The organism is Alteraquisediminimonas sediminicola (assembly GCF_019740335.1).
Taxonomy (GTDB): Bacteria; Pseudomonadota; Alphaproteobacteria; order Sphingomonadales; family Sphingomonadaceae; genus Alteraquisediminimonas; species Alteraquisediminimonas sediminicola.
On the sequence record NZ_JAHXZS010000008.1, the window covers coordinates 1 to 18,086 of the forward strand.

Below are 18,086 nucleotides of genomic sequence, written 5' to 3' on the forward strand. Positions count from 1 at the left end.
TTTGCAGCGTTTCGCGAATGGCACCCTTGAGCTTGAGCGTGAGCCCGGCTTCCGCGATGGCGGCATCTGCGGTGGCAACCAACGCGTCTTCTGCGATCAGGCCGCACGCCTCCGCATTGTCGAGGATATACGCGACCTCAGCGGCATTCAGCATGAAGTTGATCGGCACCATCACCGCGCCGAGCCGGGCAAGCGCAAAGCGTACAACGACAAACGCATGGTTGTTGTGCGACAGCATCGCAATATGATCGCCCTTGCCCACGCCGCGCGCTGCCAAGGCGTTCGCCATTCTGTTCACGATGTCATCAAGCGCGGCGAAGCTTTGTCGCAGATCGCCATAGACAATGGCTGTTTTGTTCGGCGTGCGAACCGCGCTGCGGTAGAGCAGATCGCCTAGACGATGACGGCGGGCGCTTTTGAGCAGATTCGCGATATTGCCTTCGGTACGCATCGGTTCTTTCCCTGCATTGCGGTTGTCGGGCGAAAGCACGTCTGACTGGCCGACTTGGCGCGCGCCCATCGACCTGTCAGACCTTACTCACGCCCTACAACTTCATCAGCGGTGGAGCGTGAGCCCCTCAAACCTACCATCCGCTCGCCACTGCGCGAGCATTTTGTAGAATTTCAGCGCGCCTTCCGGGTAATGGCCCTGCAGGAAGCCCGAGTTGTTCTTCGAGCCGCCTTCGGCGTTGTAATAGCCCGGCGTGCAGCTCTTGAGATAATCGGTCATCGCATTGGGGGCTGTCACCAGCGCCACATAATCCGCCTCAGCGTCCTTCGTTGTCTCCATCGACTTGATGCCCTTCGCATTGGCATCGGCGATCACCTTCGCAATGTGATAGGATTGTTGGTCGGCCATATAGGTGAAGTTCGGTGCATAGCCCGTCTGGGTGAAGCCCAGATGGAAGCAATTGGGGAAGCCATAAGAGAACAACCCTTGATAGGTGCGCATGCCATTGGCCCAGTAATCGCCCAGCTTAACGCCATCGCGACCAATGACTTCCATTTCCGCCTGATGCGTATAGGTGGCCCGGTTCACTTCAAAACCGGTGGCGAAGATCAGGCAGTCCAATTCATATTCGACGCCGTCGACCACGACACCCTTTTCGGTGATGCGATCCACGCCTTTGCCTTCGGTATCCACCAAGGTCACATTGGGGCGGTTGAACGTGGGCAGATATTCATCATGGAAGCACGGACGCTTGCACCACGGGCGATACCAAGCCTTCAGCCTCTCAGCGGTCTTCGGGTCTTTCACAATCGATACCACGCGGTCGCGGACGCGGTTGTCATGTTGGAAATCGATGATCTCGGCCAGCTGGTTAAGCTCTGCATCTGACAGATTCGACGAACCCGAGCCATCGAGCAGCTCACCAAGCGACTTGAACAATTCCGTCCAGCCGTCCTTGATCAGGTCTTCCTCGAAATCGGCACCGACCAGCATCGCGGTGAAATTATCGTTGCGCACCGTCTGCCAACCGGACTCAAGCGTCTTGAACCATTCCGGATCTGTCGGCCGGTTACGGCGTTCGTCCACCGACGAAGGCGTCCGCTGGAACACGTACAGATGCTTTGAATCCCTGCCCAGATGCGGGATCACCTGCACGGCGGTGGCGCCAGTGCCGATGATGCCAACACGCTTATCGGCAAGACGATCCATCGGCGTCGACGGCGTGCCGCCCGTATAAGCATAATCCCAACGGCTAGTGTGGAAGATATGGCCCTTGAAGTCGCGCACGCCCGGAATCCCCGGCAGCTTCGGCAGATTGAGCGAGCCGCTGGAGATGACGACATAATGCGCGTCAAACACGTCGCCACGATCAGTCGTGACCGTCCAGCGGTCCGTCGCCTCGTTCCATGTGCAGTCCTTTACCTGCGTCTGGAAATAGGAGAGATTATACAGGTCAAAATGATGGCCGATGCGTTGCGCGTGCTCAAAAATCTCCGTCCCAAAGGAATATTTCGCCTTGGGCATATAGCCGGTTTCCTCCAGCAGCGGGAGGTAGATATAGGATTCGACGTCACACTGTGCGCCGGGATAGCGGTTCCAATACCATGTGCCGCCAAAGTCCCCTGCACGCTCGATGATGCGAAAGCTATCGATGCCCTCCTGCCGCAGTCGCGCACCCATATAGAGGCCGCCAAAACCGCCGCCGAGCACCAGCACCTCGACCTTTTCCGTCACAGGCGCGCGCTCGATGCGCGGCGTGAAGGGGTCTTCATTGCAATGCGCGAATTCAGTCTCGATCTCCGGATACTGTTTCTCGCTATTGGCGCGCAGACGACGGTCGCGCTCAAACTGATATTTTGCCCGCATTTCCTCCGGATCGAAGCCTAGCTCGGCCGCAGTGGGAATGCTCAGCTTGCCGCTCTTGCCGAACAGCGAAGTGGCCTTATCCATCATTATTTCCTCTCGAATTCAATATATTGCATCTCACAGCACTCAGAGCACGAGGCTCGGGCCGCCGTGGTTGGTCCAATAGGCGTTGTCATAATATTCGCGCCATTCGATGATCTTGCCGTTCACGGTGACCTCGAACATGCCGCAGACCTTGAGTTCCATTTCCCATTTGCCGCTGCCGGACCAATCCCAGCGATCGACGCGCTCGGTGATGACCTTGTTTTCATAGGCAAAGCAGTTGACCAGCTCGAATTCGACGCGCTTTGCAGGCGCGAGGATAGACGCGATCATCTTGTGCACATTCGCCTTGCCCTTGATCGCTTCGAGCGGCTGGTTGAGATAGCACATATCCTCGGTGGCATATTCCATGCAGAAATCTGCATTGCGGAGGTTCCAGCCATTGAGGAAGGCGCGGACGACTTTCTCGTTGCGAGCGAGACGGGGATCAGTGTTGTTCATGAATGTTGCTCCGGATCAATCGAGGTGCAGGGTGGGGCCGCCATTCGCGAACCACATTTGGTTGTCGAAATAATCGCGCCAACCACAGATCAGGCCCTCTTCGTTGAGGTCGAACATGCCGATGCACGGCAATGCAAGACCCCAGCCCTTGCCATCGAAATCCCAAAGATCCAGCCGTTCGGACACCACGACATTGCCGCGGCCAAAGCAGTTGCGCAGTTCCCAGTGGACGCGCTTCGACAACTTCATAATGCCGTCAACTATCTGACGGACATCCTTCTGGCCCACCACAGGCTCAAGCGGCTGGTTGATATAGACGATGTCGTCCGACAGGCAGCGCATCGCATGGTCGAAGTCGAGTGCTTCCCAGCAATCAATGAACTCGCGCACTTTCGCAACGTTGCGCGCGACCTTTTCTTCTTCAGTCATTGCATCTCCTCCATCTTGGCTCGCAATCCCATGCGAGCGCTTCATTGATGGGATAATGCTATGGATCGACCACTAGGACGCCAATGGAAGGGCGTGTCAAAATCTGTTACTTTGATGACAGGCGAAGAAGCGATCCCCGAGACCCATGCCCCCGGGATCGAGAAGGCGCAACCTACTCAAAACGATGTCGCCACCACCCATAGCCGCAACATCGAGACCGGCACATGAGATGCGGCCTCGCCGAATAGCTGCCGCCACTCGGCTTTGATATCGGCGGGTGAGAGGGTCGACAGGTTTCCCACCCTGTCTGACACGTCGCGCGTCATTGTTCGACGCCAATGAGGTAATAGTGAGCTACGCCTTGCTTGATAGCGTGTTAGACCACATAGCCACGTTTACGCAAACCACTCACCGCCGCGCGGATAGGCACTGTCAAAGCAAATTGGCCGCTCGGCCCCTGCCCTGCTAGCCACCGGAAATGAGCAAGCCTGCGAACCCGTTCCGCTACTTCAACTCTTCACCCGAGGTGATCCGTCTGGCGGTAATGATGTATGTGCGTTTCCCATTGAGCCTGCGCAATGTCGAGGACCTGCTATTCAAGCGAGGAATCGACATCTGCCACGAAACGGTTCGGCTGTGGTGGAACAGGTTCGGACCGATGTTCGCTGCGGATATCCGGCGGCAGCGGGTCAACCAGATGCGAGGTTTCCGACATTGGAGATGGCGCCTCGATGAGGTCTACGTAATGATCAATGGCGACCCGAGGCAAGCTAGTTCAGGCCACCCAAGCTTCTCGTTCGAAGTAGATAGGGCTGACCGAACCCCACCTGTTCAGATGGAATTCCAGATTGAAGTCAGGGTAATTGAGCAAAATAGTGGATATGGCGCCCACTCAGGGCGAGTAATATCCATACTCTTCTATCGCTCGCTTGGCGAAATAGGCGACCCACGCTTCAGGACCATTGTAGCTTTTGATATAAGCGAGCGCCTGCAACATGGAATTGAGCTGATCGTCGAAGGTTAGACGCTCACGATAGATATCGAGCAGGAAATAGCTTGTGCCTGAGAGCGCCCAAGTCGAGCAGACGCTGTAATCATTGTGGCGCTCCGTCTCATAGGCCGTGTTCCAGCTCTGGATGATCACTTCGACCTTATAATGCTCAGGCCGCATCTCGTAGCGGCGCAGCCAGCTGAGCTGGAAGAGCGTGCCGCCACCTGCACATGGGCGCTGATTATATTGCGCTTCGAAGTCCCGCTCTCCCATCGCATGGCGGAGCCGGTCGATTTCCGCTTAATCGAACCGTTCTGGATGCAGGATATTACCTGGATAGCGCGTTATCTCACCGCCGTCCGATACTGGGATGGTCTGCTGTCGTGGTGCAATAAGTGGGAGGCAGAGCTCATCCCATCCACCGCCAGCCGCGAGTTGTCCGGGCAGGTCCTCCAGATGCAATCGCTGGGCCACCAGAAGGATTCTACCCGTCTTTGGATTGTTGAGACGACTCAACACTGTGCCGGTGAACCAGTCGATTGCGCCTTGTCGCGCGACCTCACTATGCGCGTCTTTGGCCTTGATCGGGTCGTCGATAATGGTGAAGTCACCACCCCGTCCGGTCAGCGTACCGCCGGTCGAGGTGGACAGCCTCAGCAATCAGGAAGTCCAGTCAAGAAAGTCAGGCCTTTAAAAAGCTGCATATGGACTTCCGCACAGTCTCGGGCATGTGTCGTCCCATGGACGAAATACCATTTGAGAACGAGCTAATGGATATGGCTGACCGGTTATGCACCGTCGTGGGCATAATCATGGAAGACCACCATTTGCTGGCGGTCTCATTGTCGGCGACACAGACTGCCACAAAACCCCAAGATATTGAACAACTCGCTACGGCAGTTCAGAACATGGCTACCTTGATTGAGGCCGCTAAGGTACTCACGCAACTCGGCAGATAAGTTATGACCTACGTGATTGTCCGTTTTGTTGGCAATCCGGAACGGCAGGTTTTAGGAACGACTTGCGAATAGCGGCCGCTTGATGCGGGTATCCGCGATGGTAGCGACACGCTCGATGTCGGTCATTGGCATCCATTCGTTGGCCTCGCGAAGGAGAACGTTAGTAGGATGGTACTAATACGGCTACAATGTGGACACTCCGAAAAGAAGATTTCGGTATAGGTGCGACTGTTTAGTCGTCCGCGTGGGCGGCCCACCTCCACTTGATATGTACCCGATACAGGTGGGGTGTCGACACTCATTGATGTCTATGTTCACATTTGCATTTCTGGCACGAATATAGAAGAAGCTATAATCCTATCTCAGTATATCATACGCCCAAAGAAGAATAGCATCTAGAAACGATCATTTCTAAAAACTCTTCCTTCTTATCGTAAGTCCATTCCGATGGATGTAGTATGGATTGAAGCCCCAATCCCTGAATGGAAATAAGAAGATCTGCGGTATAATTATAAGCAATATTCGATTCTGGAGACGATTTTTTTACGCCTCTTTTGTACATTATTTCTAGCGCCATTTTTCTGACATCTTCAGTTCTGCGCTCCTGCTCTAGAAGAAGATTTTTATCCATGAGTGCAAACTGAAAGAAAGCTAAATAAACCCTCCAATATTCTGGTCGGTCAGCATAGGCTAAGGCTTTAACAAAGGCGACAAGATCGCTGTCGTCATGCATCAGGGCTTGATAGACCCGCTGATAGGATTGTTTCGAAGCTGATTGGTAAGTGTAAAGCAACAGATCTTTCTTATTGGCGAAATAGTGCGTCACAACTGTCGTGCTGTAACCTGCGCGTTCAGCAACGCGACGAACGGTGACGCCATCTATCCCAAGCTCGGAAATGATATCTGTAACAATCTGAGCAATGCGCTCGCGGTGCTCCTCAGCCCTGTCTCTTCGTTTGGCACTCACGCTGGCATGTTCCCTCCACGGCAGAATGCCGTTCTACACTTAACTATGAATATAGATAGACGCGTGCAATAGAAGAAAAAACCCGCCCGACCAGGGCTAAGTCGAGCGGGTGAGGATGAGGCCCTACATTCAGTCAACTCATGTAAGGCGACCTTAAATGACGATGTTAAAACTCAAATCCAACCTGTACGCCATATGTGCTGGGCTCTCGTGCCGATGAGAATCCCCAAAGGGTCGGCCAAGCGGCCACAGTGAAGGCGGTATTTGAGCCGCGATCATCCAATAGGTTGCGGCCATAGATGGTGACCCGCCCCTTGGCGCCGGCCGTATTCATGTCCCAAATATACGATATGCTGGCGTCCACTAGGTTCTGAGGATCTGAACGCAGACGCGGATCATTGCGAGGCACAATCACAGTCGAAGACCCGGCCTGCACGGCGGTGATGTAAAGCGCTGGATCCGCCGCGATCTGCTGATCATAACGTGCGAGGTAGCGATATCCGGCGTTTAGCTTAATCTTGCCGCTGAAGTTACCCACATCGACAGGGTGCGTATATTCGCCATTGACCGAGAAAGTGATCTTGGGCGCGTAAATCAAGTCGACGCCTGAAAAATCAAAATTGCGGTTTTCAGTAATGGGAGCGCCGCCGAGCGTTACCCCGGTCGTTACCGGTTGAGTAACAATGAAGCCGCCGAACTTGGACTTGGTGTATCCAACAGAGCTTCTGAGTGTCAGGCCCTCCACTGGCCGCAATGTCAGATCCATTTCGAGACCCTTGATCTTGGCCGAAGCAGCATTGGTCACGACGGTCTCGTTACCGGTGCTAGGTGCCGGCAGAGCAACAGTCGTGGATTGCTGGATGCTCTTGTAGTTCGTATGGAATGCGGCAACATTGATCGACAGCTTGCGATCCAGCCATTCGCTTTTCAGGCCGACTTCGAATGAGTCGACGGTTTCCGGATCATAGGGCTGGGAAGCCGAAAATGCTGACAATCCGCGTCCGTTGAAGCCGCCAGAGCGATATCCGCGAGACCAAGAGCCGTAGAACATCATATCGTCATTAGGGCGATAGTCGATGCCCGCCTTCGGGGTAAACTTGCTCCAACTCTTGGTGGTCGGGCTGAGTGTGAGGGATGTGCCGCCCAGTTTGGTGAACATGGATTTTTCATCATGGGTCCAGCGCCCGCCGCCTGAGACACGCACGCGAGGGAGTATTTCCCAGTTCAGATCCAGGAATGCCGCATAGGATTCAGATTTTCCAACGGTATCTTGATAAGGCACGGGAGCGCCAAATACTAATGTATGTTGAAGTATGTGATACTTGCTTTTGAAGTAATATAACCCGGACACATAGTCTATTTTGCTGCCAATGTCACCGGCTGCGCGCAACTCCTGACTAATCTGATGATATTTCTGATCACGACGCGCCAAATATAGGCCTGCAGTGGAAAAGTCCTGTTGTTGAGTCTCTTTGCTTTCGCGATAAGATGTGACGGATGAAATCTTGACGCCGCCAGCCTGCAGATTCATTTCGAGCGTTGCAGCTGGCGCTTTATACCGACCTATATGCTCTCCTACAGGGAATACATTATAGAGATCATCCGTAATGTTGCCGCCGCACAGACCCGTTGGCAGATAGTCGCAAAAAGCGTCGCCAGCGCGAGTAAGTGAGGACGTAATCGGGTCGAATTTCTGTTGTTGCTGTTCAAGGGTGAGAAGGGCATCAAATTTATCGCTGGGGGTGAATAACAGCGAACCGCCAAAATTCTCATTGTTGCTGCCGCCGCGCTTTTGTCCGGTGCCGATTGTTTTGTAAAATCCGTCGCTCTGCTGGTGCATCTCAAACAGCTTCGCTGCCAAGACACCCTCGACAATGGGAACGTTCAGGATTGCCCGAGCACCGAATGAGCCGTAGCGCCCCATTGAGGCCTCGAACTTGCCACCCCACTCGCCAGTCGGGCGGGTGCGGCGGACATTGATGACGCCGGCAATTGTATTGCGCCCAAAGAGCGTTCCTTGAGGGCCGCGCAAGATTTCAATTGAGGCAATGTCGAAAAAGTCGAGCATCTGCCCGGTGGAAGTGCCGATATAAACACCATCCACGTTAACGCCGACCGCCGGGTCAAAGGATTTCTCGATATCGGCAAAGGCGATACCTCTGATGGAGGCGTTTGCTGCGGCTGCACCGGTTGGGGCGATCGTGATCAGGACGTTCGGGGCTGCGCCTTGAAGGTCGCCAATCGTAAGCGCTGCTGCGCCCTCTAACTGCGATGGGGCAATGGCGGTAACGGAAATCGGCGTATCCTGAATGGACTCAACGCGCCTACGCGCCGTGACGATGATTTCATTGCCGTCTGCGTTGCTTGCACCCGCCTCTTGCGCGTGGGCAGTAGCCCAGCCGCTCATCATAGCAATGCTGGCATAAAGGCTGGCTTTAAATCTTCTGATTGAGGAATGCCGTTTCATATTTCTCTCCCTATGTTTTTGGTGAATCTGCCAGTCTTGGCTTCAAGGGCGCTGGCTTGTTCTGACTACGCTGGGCCGCAACAACTCGAGCCGATTGATTGGATAGCAACGGGTAGCGTGGCGCGAGCTAATATTATGCAACGTATGTTGTATTTTATTTTATGATACCTATGATAAAAAATAGTTATTGTAGTAATAAATACAACATACGTTGCATATCAAGTGCAGGAATATTCAGGGTGGGAGCATCGGATCCCGTTCTGTCTGGTATGTCTGTGCGCTGAATAACTCTCGCCTATGAGCGAGCCAGAGGAGAGCTTGAATGGCCTATACGCTGCGTTTCCAGGACGAGTCCGCCCAACGTAAGGATTTGGTCGGCGGCAAGGGCGCCAATCTCGGCACCCTGACGGCGGCGGGTCTCGCGGTGCCTAATGGCTTCACGATCACCACTGCGGCCTATGACGGATTCATCGCGCGCAATAATCTGGGCAATGCGATTGCGGCCCTGCTGGCAAAGGTGGATTTCGCTGATCTGGATCTGCTGGATCGGCAGAGCGACCTTATCCGCGACCTGATCGTGGGCGCACCGATGCCTGAGGATATCGATGCTGAAATCGTCGCTCTTTACAAGGCCGAATGCGCAGGCGGCTTTGTCGCGGTGCGCTCCTCCGGCACTGCCGAGGATATGGAAGGCGCATCCTTTGCGGGCCTCCATGATACCTATCTCGACATCCGAGGCGACAATGCGGTACTGGATGCTGTCCGCCGCTGCTGGGCATCGATGTGGAGTTCGCGCGCGATTGCCTATCGTCACAGTCTAGGCTTTGACCAGACTGCAATCAGCATTGCCGTCGTTGTTCAGACCATGGTTGCGGCGGACGCAAGCGGAGTGCTGTTCACCGCGAACCCACTAGATGCGCGGACTGATGAGATTGTCATCAATTGCAGCTTTGGTCTGGGCGAAGCGATCGTATCCGGCATTATCACGCCCGACCAGATCACCCTCGACATGAATAGTTTGCGGATCAAGCAGCGCGTCCTTGGCGGCAAGGAAAAGCGCATCGACCGGGCAGAGCCTCCCGCGACCGGCACTGTCGAGATCGAGACTACTGAAGAGGAGCGCGCCTGCTTCGCGCTGGATGACGACCAACTCATGGAACTGGGCGATCTGGGTCGACGGATCATGCAGCTTTATGACGGCCTGCCGCAAGATATCGAATGGGCGATGGCCAATGGGCGTTTTTACGTTCTTCAGGCGCGACCAGTCACTGGCGTCGACTTTCTCTGGGAGGAATGCCTTGAGGAAGCAGCGCAGGACGAGAGCGCTGAAGAGGACGGCGACATCATCTGGACCAACAAATGGGCCGAGATGTATTGGACTGGCGGGATCACGCCGTTGTTTTATGCTGTACGCGGTCGGCACTATCGCAAAGGGCTGCAATATGTTCTCGAGTCCGCTGGATTGAACGAGCTCGAGAAGAGCCGCTTTATGAAATATCACCGCGGTACGATTTACTACAATGTCGACTATCACCAGCAGTTCATGCAGTTGGCACTGCCCCGCTATGCGCGTGGTTCGGTGGCCGATTTGTTGCCTGATAGCTGGGTCAAGGAGACAATGAATCGCCCACTCGACATGGGCAAATATTTGCGGATGCTGCTCCATGTGAACAGTTCCCCGCGCGTGTCATTCTTCAACTGGCAGGACACTTGCCGCGACTGGATCGATAACCGGGTGGACGAGGCGCAAGGCCTGTCCGACCCTGAGTTGCGCCGCCTCTCCGATGGTGAGCTGAAACGCTATGCCAAGCAACTGGAGCAAATACAGGGCGAGTTCTCCAACGTGATCTGGGTTGGCTTCGTGCTGCCGATGCCGCATATCTTCTCGTTGCTCAGCATGCTGGTCGGCAAATATTACAAGGGAGAGAACAAGCTCGTATTTCAGGATCTGATCAGCGGCATTCCGGAACAAACATTGCAATCAATCGAGCTTCATGAATTCCATGCGCTGGCCGATCACATCCGCAATTCACCCCGGCTCAGGGCGATGTTTGTCGAAAATGAGGGTATGGCCTTTTTCGAGACGGCGGAACGGGACAAGGAAGGCCAAGACTTTCTCGAACAATATCGAATTTTTGTCACCAGACATGGCCATCGCGGCCATGCCGATCGCGACGCCTATTATATCCGCCGTGCCGAGGACCCAACGCTCGACTATGAGGCGCTGCGCCAGATCATCGCCAATGACAAACAGACCAGCCCCGCAGAGATCGAGGCACGCGTGATCGCCAAGCGCGAGCAGGCGACCGCGGAGATGCTAGGCTATCTCAGCGAAGCGCCATTCGGGTCAGTCCTGACTACAGCGTTCAAGATTCTCCAGAACGAGGCGCTGCGCTTCCTCCGACTACGCGACGACTGGCGGCATTTCGCCGACCGCGTCACCTTTTCCAAACGCAAGGCGTTCCGCGAAGCCGGTCGCCGCGCAGTTGAGCGCAAACGGATGGACCAGATCGACGATTGTTTCTTCTTGTCCGACATCGAACTGTACGATGTGATGGAAGGTCATGGGTCGGCCCAACTGGCGCGGGCAAAGATCAAGGGGCGGCGCAAAGCATTCGACCAGATCGACCAGCGACAGGCTGTACTCCCCGTTTATCTCAAGGGGCGTAAACCGGTCAATCTCGACACCGATCCGGGTGACGCGTCTGGCCCGGTGCTTGGCCTGGGCATGAGCGGCGGCACCGCAGAGGGACGCGCCCGTATCGTCCCAAACCTGCGCGAGATCGGCAAGATCGAGAAGGGCGATATTCTGATCTGTAACGCGACCGATCCGGGCTGGTCGTCGGCGTTCACGCTGATCAGCGGACTGGTGATCGAAACCGGCGGCATGTTGGCCCATGGCGCCTGCCTCTCGCGCGAACACGGCATCCCAGCGGTACAGTTGCGTAATGCCATGCAGATCATCCCCGATGGCGCGCGTGTGCGCATTACCGGGGAATCCGGCGAATTGGTAGTGCTGGACTAATGGCCGGAGATAGTCCGAAGTCGATCTTCACCAGCACCCCCAATTTTCGCGACATTGGCGGTCTGGTTGGCGAGGCTGGTCAACGGTTGCGACCGGGGCGGGTGTACCGCTCCGGTTCGCTGGCGGAGCTGTCCAACGATGAGTGGCGAGATTTTTCCCGACTCGGTGTGCGACTGTTCGTCGACCTGCGCAGTCCGGGTGAACGCGCTACCCATATCATCCCTTGGCCGGATCCCGCCCCCGAAATCTGTCCTTTGGAAGTGCTGCCCGATGTGCGGGCGGGTGGCACGGCGATCATGCAGCAACTGCTCGACGATGCGGATGGCAGTTGGACGCGCGCGCTTCTTCTTCGCAATTATGCGAGCATGCCGTCCGACTTCGCGCCTTCGGTGGGGCGTTTCTTCTCGGCACTCACAGACAAGGGCGATGCGGCCGCCATTGTCGCTTGTACGGCGGGGCAGGACCGGACCGGCTTCGTCATCGCGCTGCTGCTGTCTGCCCTCGGCGTGGCGGAAGATCAGGTCATGGCGGATTATATGCTGAGCTACCCCCATCTCGATACCGACCGGGTAGCGCGCTTTATCGCGAAGACGCTGGGTGGAGAAGATGAACGCGCGCCCTCGGCAGCGGCGATGCAATCGCTGCGCGTCGCGCCAGAGTATATGGCCGCCGCAATGGAGGCGCTGCGACGCGACTATGGCGATGTTGGGCGCTATCTCGCGCGCCATGGCGTGACTGACGATGTAATGCAGCGCGTAAAATCAGACATATTTGAATGATCCGACATATCAGGCGAAGGACGTGAAAATGGCAGGGAACAAGACTGTAGTGCTGGTGTCGCGACCAGCAGGGATGGTGTCGGAGGATATATTTGCAGTTGCCGATCTCGACGTGCCAACGGTCGAAGACGGACAGATACTCGTCCGTAATCAATATGCATCACTCGATCCGGGCATTCGCAAGACGCTCGCCGAAACCAACACCTATTGGGTTCCGACCCCGCTTGGCGCGCCGCTGACAGCGAATGTGGTCGGCGAAGTCATCGAGTCCCGCCATCCCGGTTTTCAGTCGGGCGATCTCGTTGTTGGCACTGGTCAGTTGCAAGAGATTTCGGCCTTTGCGCCCGGCCCGATGTGCTGGAAAATCGATCCAGCATCCGAGTTGCCGTTGAGCGCGAGCCTCGGCATTCTTGGCGCGACCGGCCTCACGGCCTATTTCGGCCTGATCGAGGTGGGGCAACCCAAGGTAGGTGAGACCGTGCTGGTTTCAGGTGCGGCGGGCGCCGTCGGTTCGGCCGTCGGGCAGATCGCGAAGATCAAGGGCTGCCGCGTCGTCGGCATTGCTGGTGGCCCGGTCAAGACCAAGCGTTTGGTAGAGGAGTTCGGCTTTGATGCCGCCATCGACTATCGGGGAAAGACTCGTGAACAGCTTGAGGCGGAAATTCGTCTGCATTGCCCGAATGGTGTCGACGTTTTTTTCGACAATGTCGGTGGCATCCAGCTCGACGCTGCGCTCGCAAATATGAATTGGAAAGGCCGCATGGCAATCTGTGGCCTAATTTCGGAATACAATCTCGATGGCCCGCCCGCACCAATGCAAAATCTGTTCAGCATTGTCGGCAAGACCTTGCGCGTCGAGGGTTTTCTCAGCTTCGTCTATGCCGACCTGTTTCCGCAGGCCCTGCGCGAGATGGAGCAGTGGATCAAGGAAGGTCGGCTCGTCTGGCGCGAGCATGTCGAGGACGGGATTGAATCCGCTCCGGGCGTCTTCGTCATGGGAGCCTTCAGCTGCTCTGCTAATGTATTGCCCGTATCGACGAGTTGGTGATCGCGATCGAGCTGTCCCAGTTCTGTTTGTAGCCGCAGCGGATTGGTCAGCAGTTCCGTCATCGCGATACGGACCAGTGATTCAAGATCGCCGGCGGGGAGACGCCAGGTCGGTTCCGATATGCCTTCCACTGGCTTAGATACATAATAACGATAGCGCCTCGTGCCCTTGCGGCCATGTGCCACGGTCATGGGGCGTCCCAACCCATCGACGAGCATATAGCGCAGGATAGAGGGCTGACCTGTGTGGGGACGAAGGGCATTGTTGTTGAGCAACGCTTGCGATGCATCCCAATGTTCTCTGGAGATGATGCCCTGATGCTCACCTTGATAAAGCGCCTCCTTATGCGGGATCAGCCCGGCGTAGATCACATTGCGAATGATCCAATAGAGCGCGCCGGATTTGAACGGCTGGCCGCCGATGGTCCGGCCATCCTTCATCGTCCGTAGCCGGGATGCGATCCCTCGGGCTGCCAGATCATCGGCCAGGGCTTTGAGCGAGCCACAGGCCTGATGGCGTTGGAAGATCAGTCTGACGGTTTCCGCTTCCTCAGGGATGATGATCAGCTTTCGATCTTTGACCATATATCCCAATGGTACCGGTCCCCCCATCCACATCCCCTTCTTCTTGGAGGCTGCCACCTTATCCCGAATGCGTTCCCCGGCGACCTCGCGCTCGAACTGGGCAAAGGACAACAAGACATTGAGGGTCAGACGCCCCATGCTGGTGGTCGTGTTGAATGCCTGGGTGATTGAGACGAAGCTCGCCTTGTTACGATCAAGGATGTCAACGATCCGGGCGAAGTCTGACAAGGCCCTTGTCAGGCGATCAACCTTATAGACGACGATGACATCAACGCGCCCGGCTTCAATCTCCGCCAGCAGTTGCTTGAGAGCGGGACGCTCCATATTCCCGCCCGAATAACCGCCATCATCATAACAGTCCGGCATCTGCACCCAGCCCTCATGGCGCTGGCTGACGATATAGGCGGCACAGGCTTCACGTTGGGCATCAAGGCTATTGAACTCCTGCTCCAGTCCCTCCTCGGTCGATTTACGAGTATAGATGGCGCACCGGATTTGTTTGACGCCCGCCGACGGTCCTGATGGCGCATTGGACCGCACCGCCGAGCTACGCCGCGCCATGACATTGCTCCTGCACCCGGCCCTTCATCTGCGGCTTGCGCACTGGTGGTCGTGAGGGTCGTCGGAGTCCGAAGAACCGTGGGCCAGACCAATGGGCCTTGGTGATGTCGCGGGCGATATGGGAGAGCGAACCATAATGCCGGTCCGCATAAGTAAACCCCTCATCGGTCACCATCACTGCATGGACGTGCCCATTCCACTCCCGCAGTAATCGAGTCCCCGGTTTGAGCCTGATCTCAGGCTCACACACGTCGACCTCGCCATCACTCATTAGCGCATCCAGCATCCGCAGTGCTGACGGTGGCAGGCTGCCTAATCTCTCCTGCTGAAGGTGATGGGCCAATGATAACCGCAACAACGAGATCGGCACTTGAGGGGCGGCCTCGCCGAATATCTGCTGCCACTCGGTTTTGACAGCAGCGGGTGAGAGGATCGACAGGTTCGCCACCCTGTCTGACACCTCGCGCGTCATTGTGCTGCACCAATGAGGTAATAGCAGGCCACACCATCCCTGATGGCGTGTTCGACCGCATAGCCACGTTTACGCAAGCCACTCAACGCCGCGCGGATACTATGCGGTTGCCAGCCGGTGAGTTCGCCCAAATCAGCGAGAGCCACGCCGTCCTTCTGGCCAAGCAAATGTAGCACCTGCGCCATCTTGCTGTCGGGACGAGGACACCAGCGTTGCGAGGGGGCGTTCTGCTGGGAATGTGCATTGATCATGGGGGTGTCTCCAGATGGAGCCGGCACCGCACCCGCTCCCACCACCCAATGCCCTGATGGTCACACCATCAAGGCCAACACCCGGCACCGTCAACTCGGCGACCGCTCAGACACACCAATGCTCCGAAACATGAAGAAGTCGAGTGCTTTGGTAAAATGCTTATTGATAATCTAGAGCGCACATATGCAACGTCTGACAGGGGCGACGATCGACCGCGATATTCGCTGGATCGAAAATACCGTTTCAATCCACGCCACCGTGAAGGGACGCTCCTTGCCGATGGTGTAATGATGTCGATTAGGGCTATATTACCAAAGTCTATGCGATACCGCCCACAAATCCGCTTGTTTCCCCTGCCCTCGGCATCGCCATCCGCATCGAACCACCGCAACCCCGTTGATTGCATTTGGCGCGCTGCTCCACCTGATACAGCCAAAGCTGCACAGCGCCTGCGCGCGCCAGCAACGCCTCGCCGGTCAGATAGCGGACATGGCCGCATTTCCGACAGGTGAGTTCCAGCCTGTCACCCGGTTCAAGGTCCAGCACCTGCAAATTAGCCTTCCAGTTCATTGAAAGTCCTCGGCAGCCGGAATCCGCGTAAAGCTGATCTTACCACCCACATTGCCGCCTGCGGGTGGTAGCCACGGTCCTAGGCTGGCAACAGTACGCCCGAAACGAGCGTTCAGACCGTCAATTGCCGCGCCCACGGCTTCCCATTTCTGGCGGTCATGATCGTCATTCAGTAGCATGTCGAGTTGACGCGCCGTTGCGGGCGTCAGGTCGCATAACGTGACGCCAACGCGCATAACGCGCACTTTAGGCCCAACCGCTGCGCGCATCTGTTCCCACATGGTTGCCAGGGCCGCGAGTACCGCCTGATCGTCATTCACCTGCGGCAATCTTTGCATAGTAGACCAGTCATCATCATAAAACCGGAGCCAGAGCATCAGGCCGCTGCAATAATAGTCCGCCCGACGCATCCGCCGCGCCGCCTTGGTAAGTAAGAGACGGGCGACCTGATAAGCTGCATCCAGACTGCGGGCATCAGGCGGCAATACGCGGGCATGGCCGAACATCGCCCGACCCGATGCAGGGGATTCTATCGCATAGCCATGAAGCGCATACCAAAGGCGTTCACCCGTCACATTGCGCCAGATCGCCCGCATCTGCTTGGGGGCCAACTCAAGCAGATGGCCGGTTGTGCTGACGCGATGGCCTGCCAGCCGCTTGGCCATGCGCCTGCCGACACCGGGAATATCCTCCAAAGGCACTTTAAGGAGAGGCCCGGGCATCAGGTGCGGATGCCAGATGGTCAGGCCATCCGGCTTTTGCGTGCCGCCCGCAATCTTGGCGAGGTGACGATTGGCGGCAAAGCCGATGGAACAGGTAATCGTCGCGCCGATATTATACCGAATTGTGCGCTTGATCCGCATCGCCAATCCAGATGGATCGCTACGTTGGCTTTCATCCAGCGTGCAGGCCAATTCATCAATCGACTTGACGGTATCAATCGGAATGACAGAGGCAATCTCCGCCAGCAGCGCATTATGTGCCCTGCGATAGAGATCAGGCTTTTGCGGCACCAACACAAGGTCCCGACAAATGCGCCGCGCCTCATCAACCATCATGACGTTTTTTACGCCATAGGCTTTGGCCTCCTTGCTGCACGCGATAATGCAGGTTCGCCCGCCCTCATAAGGCACGACGCCAACCGGACGCCCCCTTAAACGAGGGTCACGCTGCTGCTCGACGCTGGCAAAGAAGCCGTCGAAGTCGAGATACAGATGTTCAATGGTCGCAGGCTTGCGCATGGGTCTGCCGAATCGGGAATGATCCGACAAAAAGAACATAATAAGAACATTTGCGCAAGGCACCGACGGAATATAGGTGGCGGCTGTTGACGCCTACGCGAGACCGGATTCTGCTTACGCGACGAAATGAGCCAGGTCTCGTTAGCGAAGCATTGTAAGCCTCGAGCGGGTACACCCCAAATTCTCAACTGCCCCGCAGATTGAGATCGCGGACAGGCACAAACGCTCGATTCGTCTCAGCGGCTCGACGGGCCTTTTCCTCTAGCACATCGATCAAGGACACCGAGCCCGATAGAACCTGATGGAGGTCGAGAGCATCCATGCAAATGAGGTTGGTCTGCCGTCCCCGAGCAAAGGCCTCAAGCCCTTCATCCGTGAAACCGGAATAGCTGACAAACAACCCACGTGACCAAGCTGCCTTGCCAGAGACTTTTCCTGAAAAGGTCATCAGATCAGCAAAGCCGATTTTGGGGCCATGCCACTTTGCTTCGACAAGATAGGTATGACCTTGCAGTTTGAAGCTACCATCGATCTGCTCGCCAACGACGCGAAACGATTCTCGCGATGCGAGCCCGAAGCCAGCAAACAGATCTTTGATGAAGCCCTCAAAGCGCAGCCCGCGAATTTGTGGGGCCAACCCAGAAATCTGGATGAGCAATGCCCCGAGTTCTTGTCGTTTGGCCGCGCCAAGGTCTTGCGACGGCGCCCCATTTGCTTCGCCCATAAGCCACTCAACGCAGCGCGAATGCTATGGGGTTGCGAGGGGACATTCTGCTGGGAATGTGCATTGATCATGGGGGTGTCTCCAGATGGAGCAAACACCGCGCCCGCTCCCACCACCAAATGCCCTGATGGACGCACCATCAAGGCTAGCACCCCGC

The 18,086-nt window shown here is 56.2% G+C and carries 16 protein-coding genes and 2 pseudogenes; 4 read left to right on the plus strand and 14 right to left on the minus strand.

All coding sequences use genetic code 11. The features are described from left to right. From K6117_RS13285 to K6117_RS13300, 4 genes are all read right to left on the minus strand, one after another. A partial coding sequence (locus K6117_RS13285) for an AMP-binding protein (protein WP_221796146.1) occupies window positions 1-520 on the minus strand: 520 nt, incomplete at its 3' end. Between the two features lie 36 nt (window positions 521-556). After that, window positions 557-2,401 (minus strand): flavin-containing monooxygenase, encoded by a 1,845-nt coding sequence (locus K6117_RS13290; protein ID WP_221796149.1) that lies wholly within the window; start codon window positions 2,399-2,401, stop codon window positions 557-559. Window positions 2,402-2,443: 42 nt separating this feature from the next. Beyond that, window positions 2,444-2,860 carry a limonene-1,2-epoxide hydrolase family protein gene (locus K6117_RS13295; RefSeq protein ID WP_221796152.1) on the minus strand — a complete coding sequence of 139 codons (417 nt, stop codon included), beginning with the start codon at window positions 2,858-2,860 and terminating at the stop codon, window positions 2,444-2,446. A 15-nt stretch (window positions 2,861-2,875) separates the two neighbouring features. After that, window positions 2,876-3,289 carry a nuclear transport factor 2 family protein gene (locus K6117_RS13300; RefSeq protein ID WP_221796154.1) on the minus strand — a complete coding sequence of 138 codons (414 nt, stop codon included), beginning with the start codon at window positions 3,287-3,289 and terminating at the stop codon, window positions 2,876-2,878. Between the two features lie 478 nt (window positions 3,290-3,767). Here K6117_RS13300 and K6117_RS14695 point away from each other — a divergent pair. Next, window positions 3,768-4,049, plus strand: a pseudogene (locus tag K6117_RS14695) (IS6 family transposase); the annotation flags it as partial. A 132-nt stretch (window positions 4,050-4,181) separates the two neighbouring features. Here the strand turns inward: K6117_RS14695 and K6117_RS13305 are convergent. From K6117_RS13305 to K6117_RS13320, 4 genes are all read right to left on the minus strand, one after another. Continuing rightward, a complete protein-coding gene (locus K6117_RS13305) occupies window positions 4,182-4,553 on the minus strand; it encodes a hypothetical protein (RefSeq protein ID WP_221796157.1) in 372 nt (123 codons plus the stop codon). A gap of 27 nt (window positions 4,554-4,580) precedes the next feature. Then, a complete protein-coding gene (locus K6117_RS13310) occupies window positions 4,581-4,940 on the minus strand; it encodes a hypothetical protein (protein WP_221796160.1) in 360 nt (119 codons plus the stop codon). Window positions 4,941-5,609: 669 nt separating this feature from the next. Next, a complete protein-coding gene (locus tag K6117_RS13315) occupies window positions 5,610-6,206 on the minus strand; it encodes a TetR/AcrR family transcriptional regulator (protein WP_221796163.1) in 597 nt (198 codons plus the stop codon). Between the two features lie 166 nt (window positions 6,207-6,372). Beyond that, window positions 6,373-8,673 (minus strand): TonB-dependent receptor, encoded by a 2,301-nt coding sequence (locus tag K6117_RS13320; RefSeq protein ID WP_221796166.1) that lies wholly within the window; start codon window positions 8,671-8,673, stop codon window positions 6,373-6,375. 322 nt (window positions 8,674-8,995) lie between these two features. Here K6117_RS13320 and K6117_RS13325 point away from each other — a divergent pair, with 322 nt between their 5' ends. The 3 genes from K6117_RS13325 to K6117_RS13335 are packed head-to-tail and all read left to right on the plus strand — an operon-like array spanning window position 8,996 to window position 13,525. Then, window positions 8,996-11,698, plus strand: a complete 2,703-nt coding sequence (locus K6117_RS13325) for a PEP/pyruvate-binding domain-containing protein (RefSeq protein ID WP_221796169.1) — start codon at window positions 8,996-8,998, stop codon at window positions 11,696-11,698. After that, a complete protein-coding gene (locus K6117_RS13330) occupies window positions 11,698-12,477 on the plus strand; it encodes a tyrosine-protein phosphatase (RefSeq protein WP_221796173.1) in 780 nt (259 codons plus the stop codon). The genes K6117_RS13325 and K6117_RS13330 overlap by 1 nt, the downstream gene beginning before the upstream one ends. A gap of 28 nt (window positions 12,478-12,505) precedes the next feature. Further along, complete coding sequence (locus K6117_RS13335) at window positions 12,506-13,525, plus strand: NADP-dependent oxidoreductase (RefSeq protein ID WP_221796177.1); 1,020 nt, start codon at window positions 12,506-12,508, stop codon at window positions 13,523-13,525. A gap of 275 nt (window positions 13,526-13,800) precedes the next feature. On the opposite strand, the pseudogene K6117_RS14510 reads toward K6117_RS13335, so the two are convergent. The 6 genes and pseudogenes from K6117_RS14510 to K6117_RS13360 form a co-directional block, all read right to left on the minus strand. Further along, window positions 13,801-14,670 (minus strand): annotated as a pseudogene (locus K6117_RS14510) (recombinase family protein); the annotation flags it as partial. Further along, window positions 14,657-15,142: a DUF2924 domain-containing protein gene (locus K6117_RS13340; protein WP_221796181.1), complete on the minus strand. Its 486-nt coding sequence runs from the start codon at window positions 15,140-15,142 to the stop codon at window positions 14,657-14,659. The gene K6117_RS13340 and the pseudogene K6117_RS14510, both read right to left, overlap by 14 nt. Further along, entirely contained in the window at window positions 15,139-15,393 is a 255-nt protein-coding gene (locus K6117_RS13345; RefSeq protein WP_221796184.1) for a DUF3489 domain-containing protein, read from the minus strand. The genes K6117_RS13340 and K6117_RS13345 overlap by 4 nt, the downstream gene beginning before the upstream one ends. 319 nt (window positions 15,394-15,712) lie before the next feature. Then, entirely contained in the window at window positions 15,713-15,964 is a 252-nt protein-coding gene (locus K6117_RS13350) for a hypothetical protein (protein WP_221796186.1), read from the minus strand. Beyond that, on the minus strand, window positions 15,961-17,205 hold the full coding sequence (locus K6117_RS13355; RefSeq protein WP_221796189.1) for a Y-family DNA polymerase: 1,245 nt from the start codon (window positions 17,203-17,205) through the stop codon (window positions 15,961-15,963). Before K6117_RS13355 ends, K6117_RS13350 begins: the two co-directional genes overlap by 4 nt. A gap of 184 nt (window positions 17,206-17,389) precedes the next feature. After that, complete coding sequence (locus K6117_RS13360; RefSeq protein WP_246605105.1) at window positions 17,390-17,929, minus strand: restriction endonuclease; 540 nt, start codon at window positions 17,927-17,929, stop codon at window positions 17,390-17,392. Window positions 17,930-18,086: the final 157 nt, after the last annotated feature.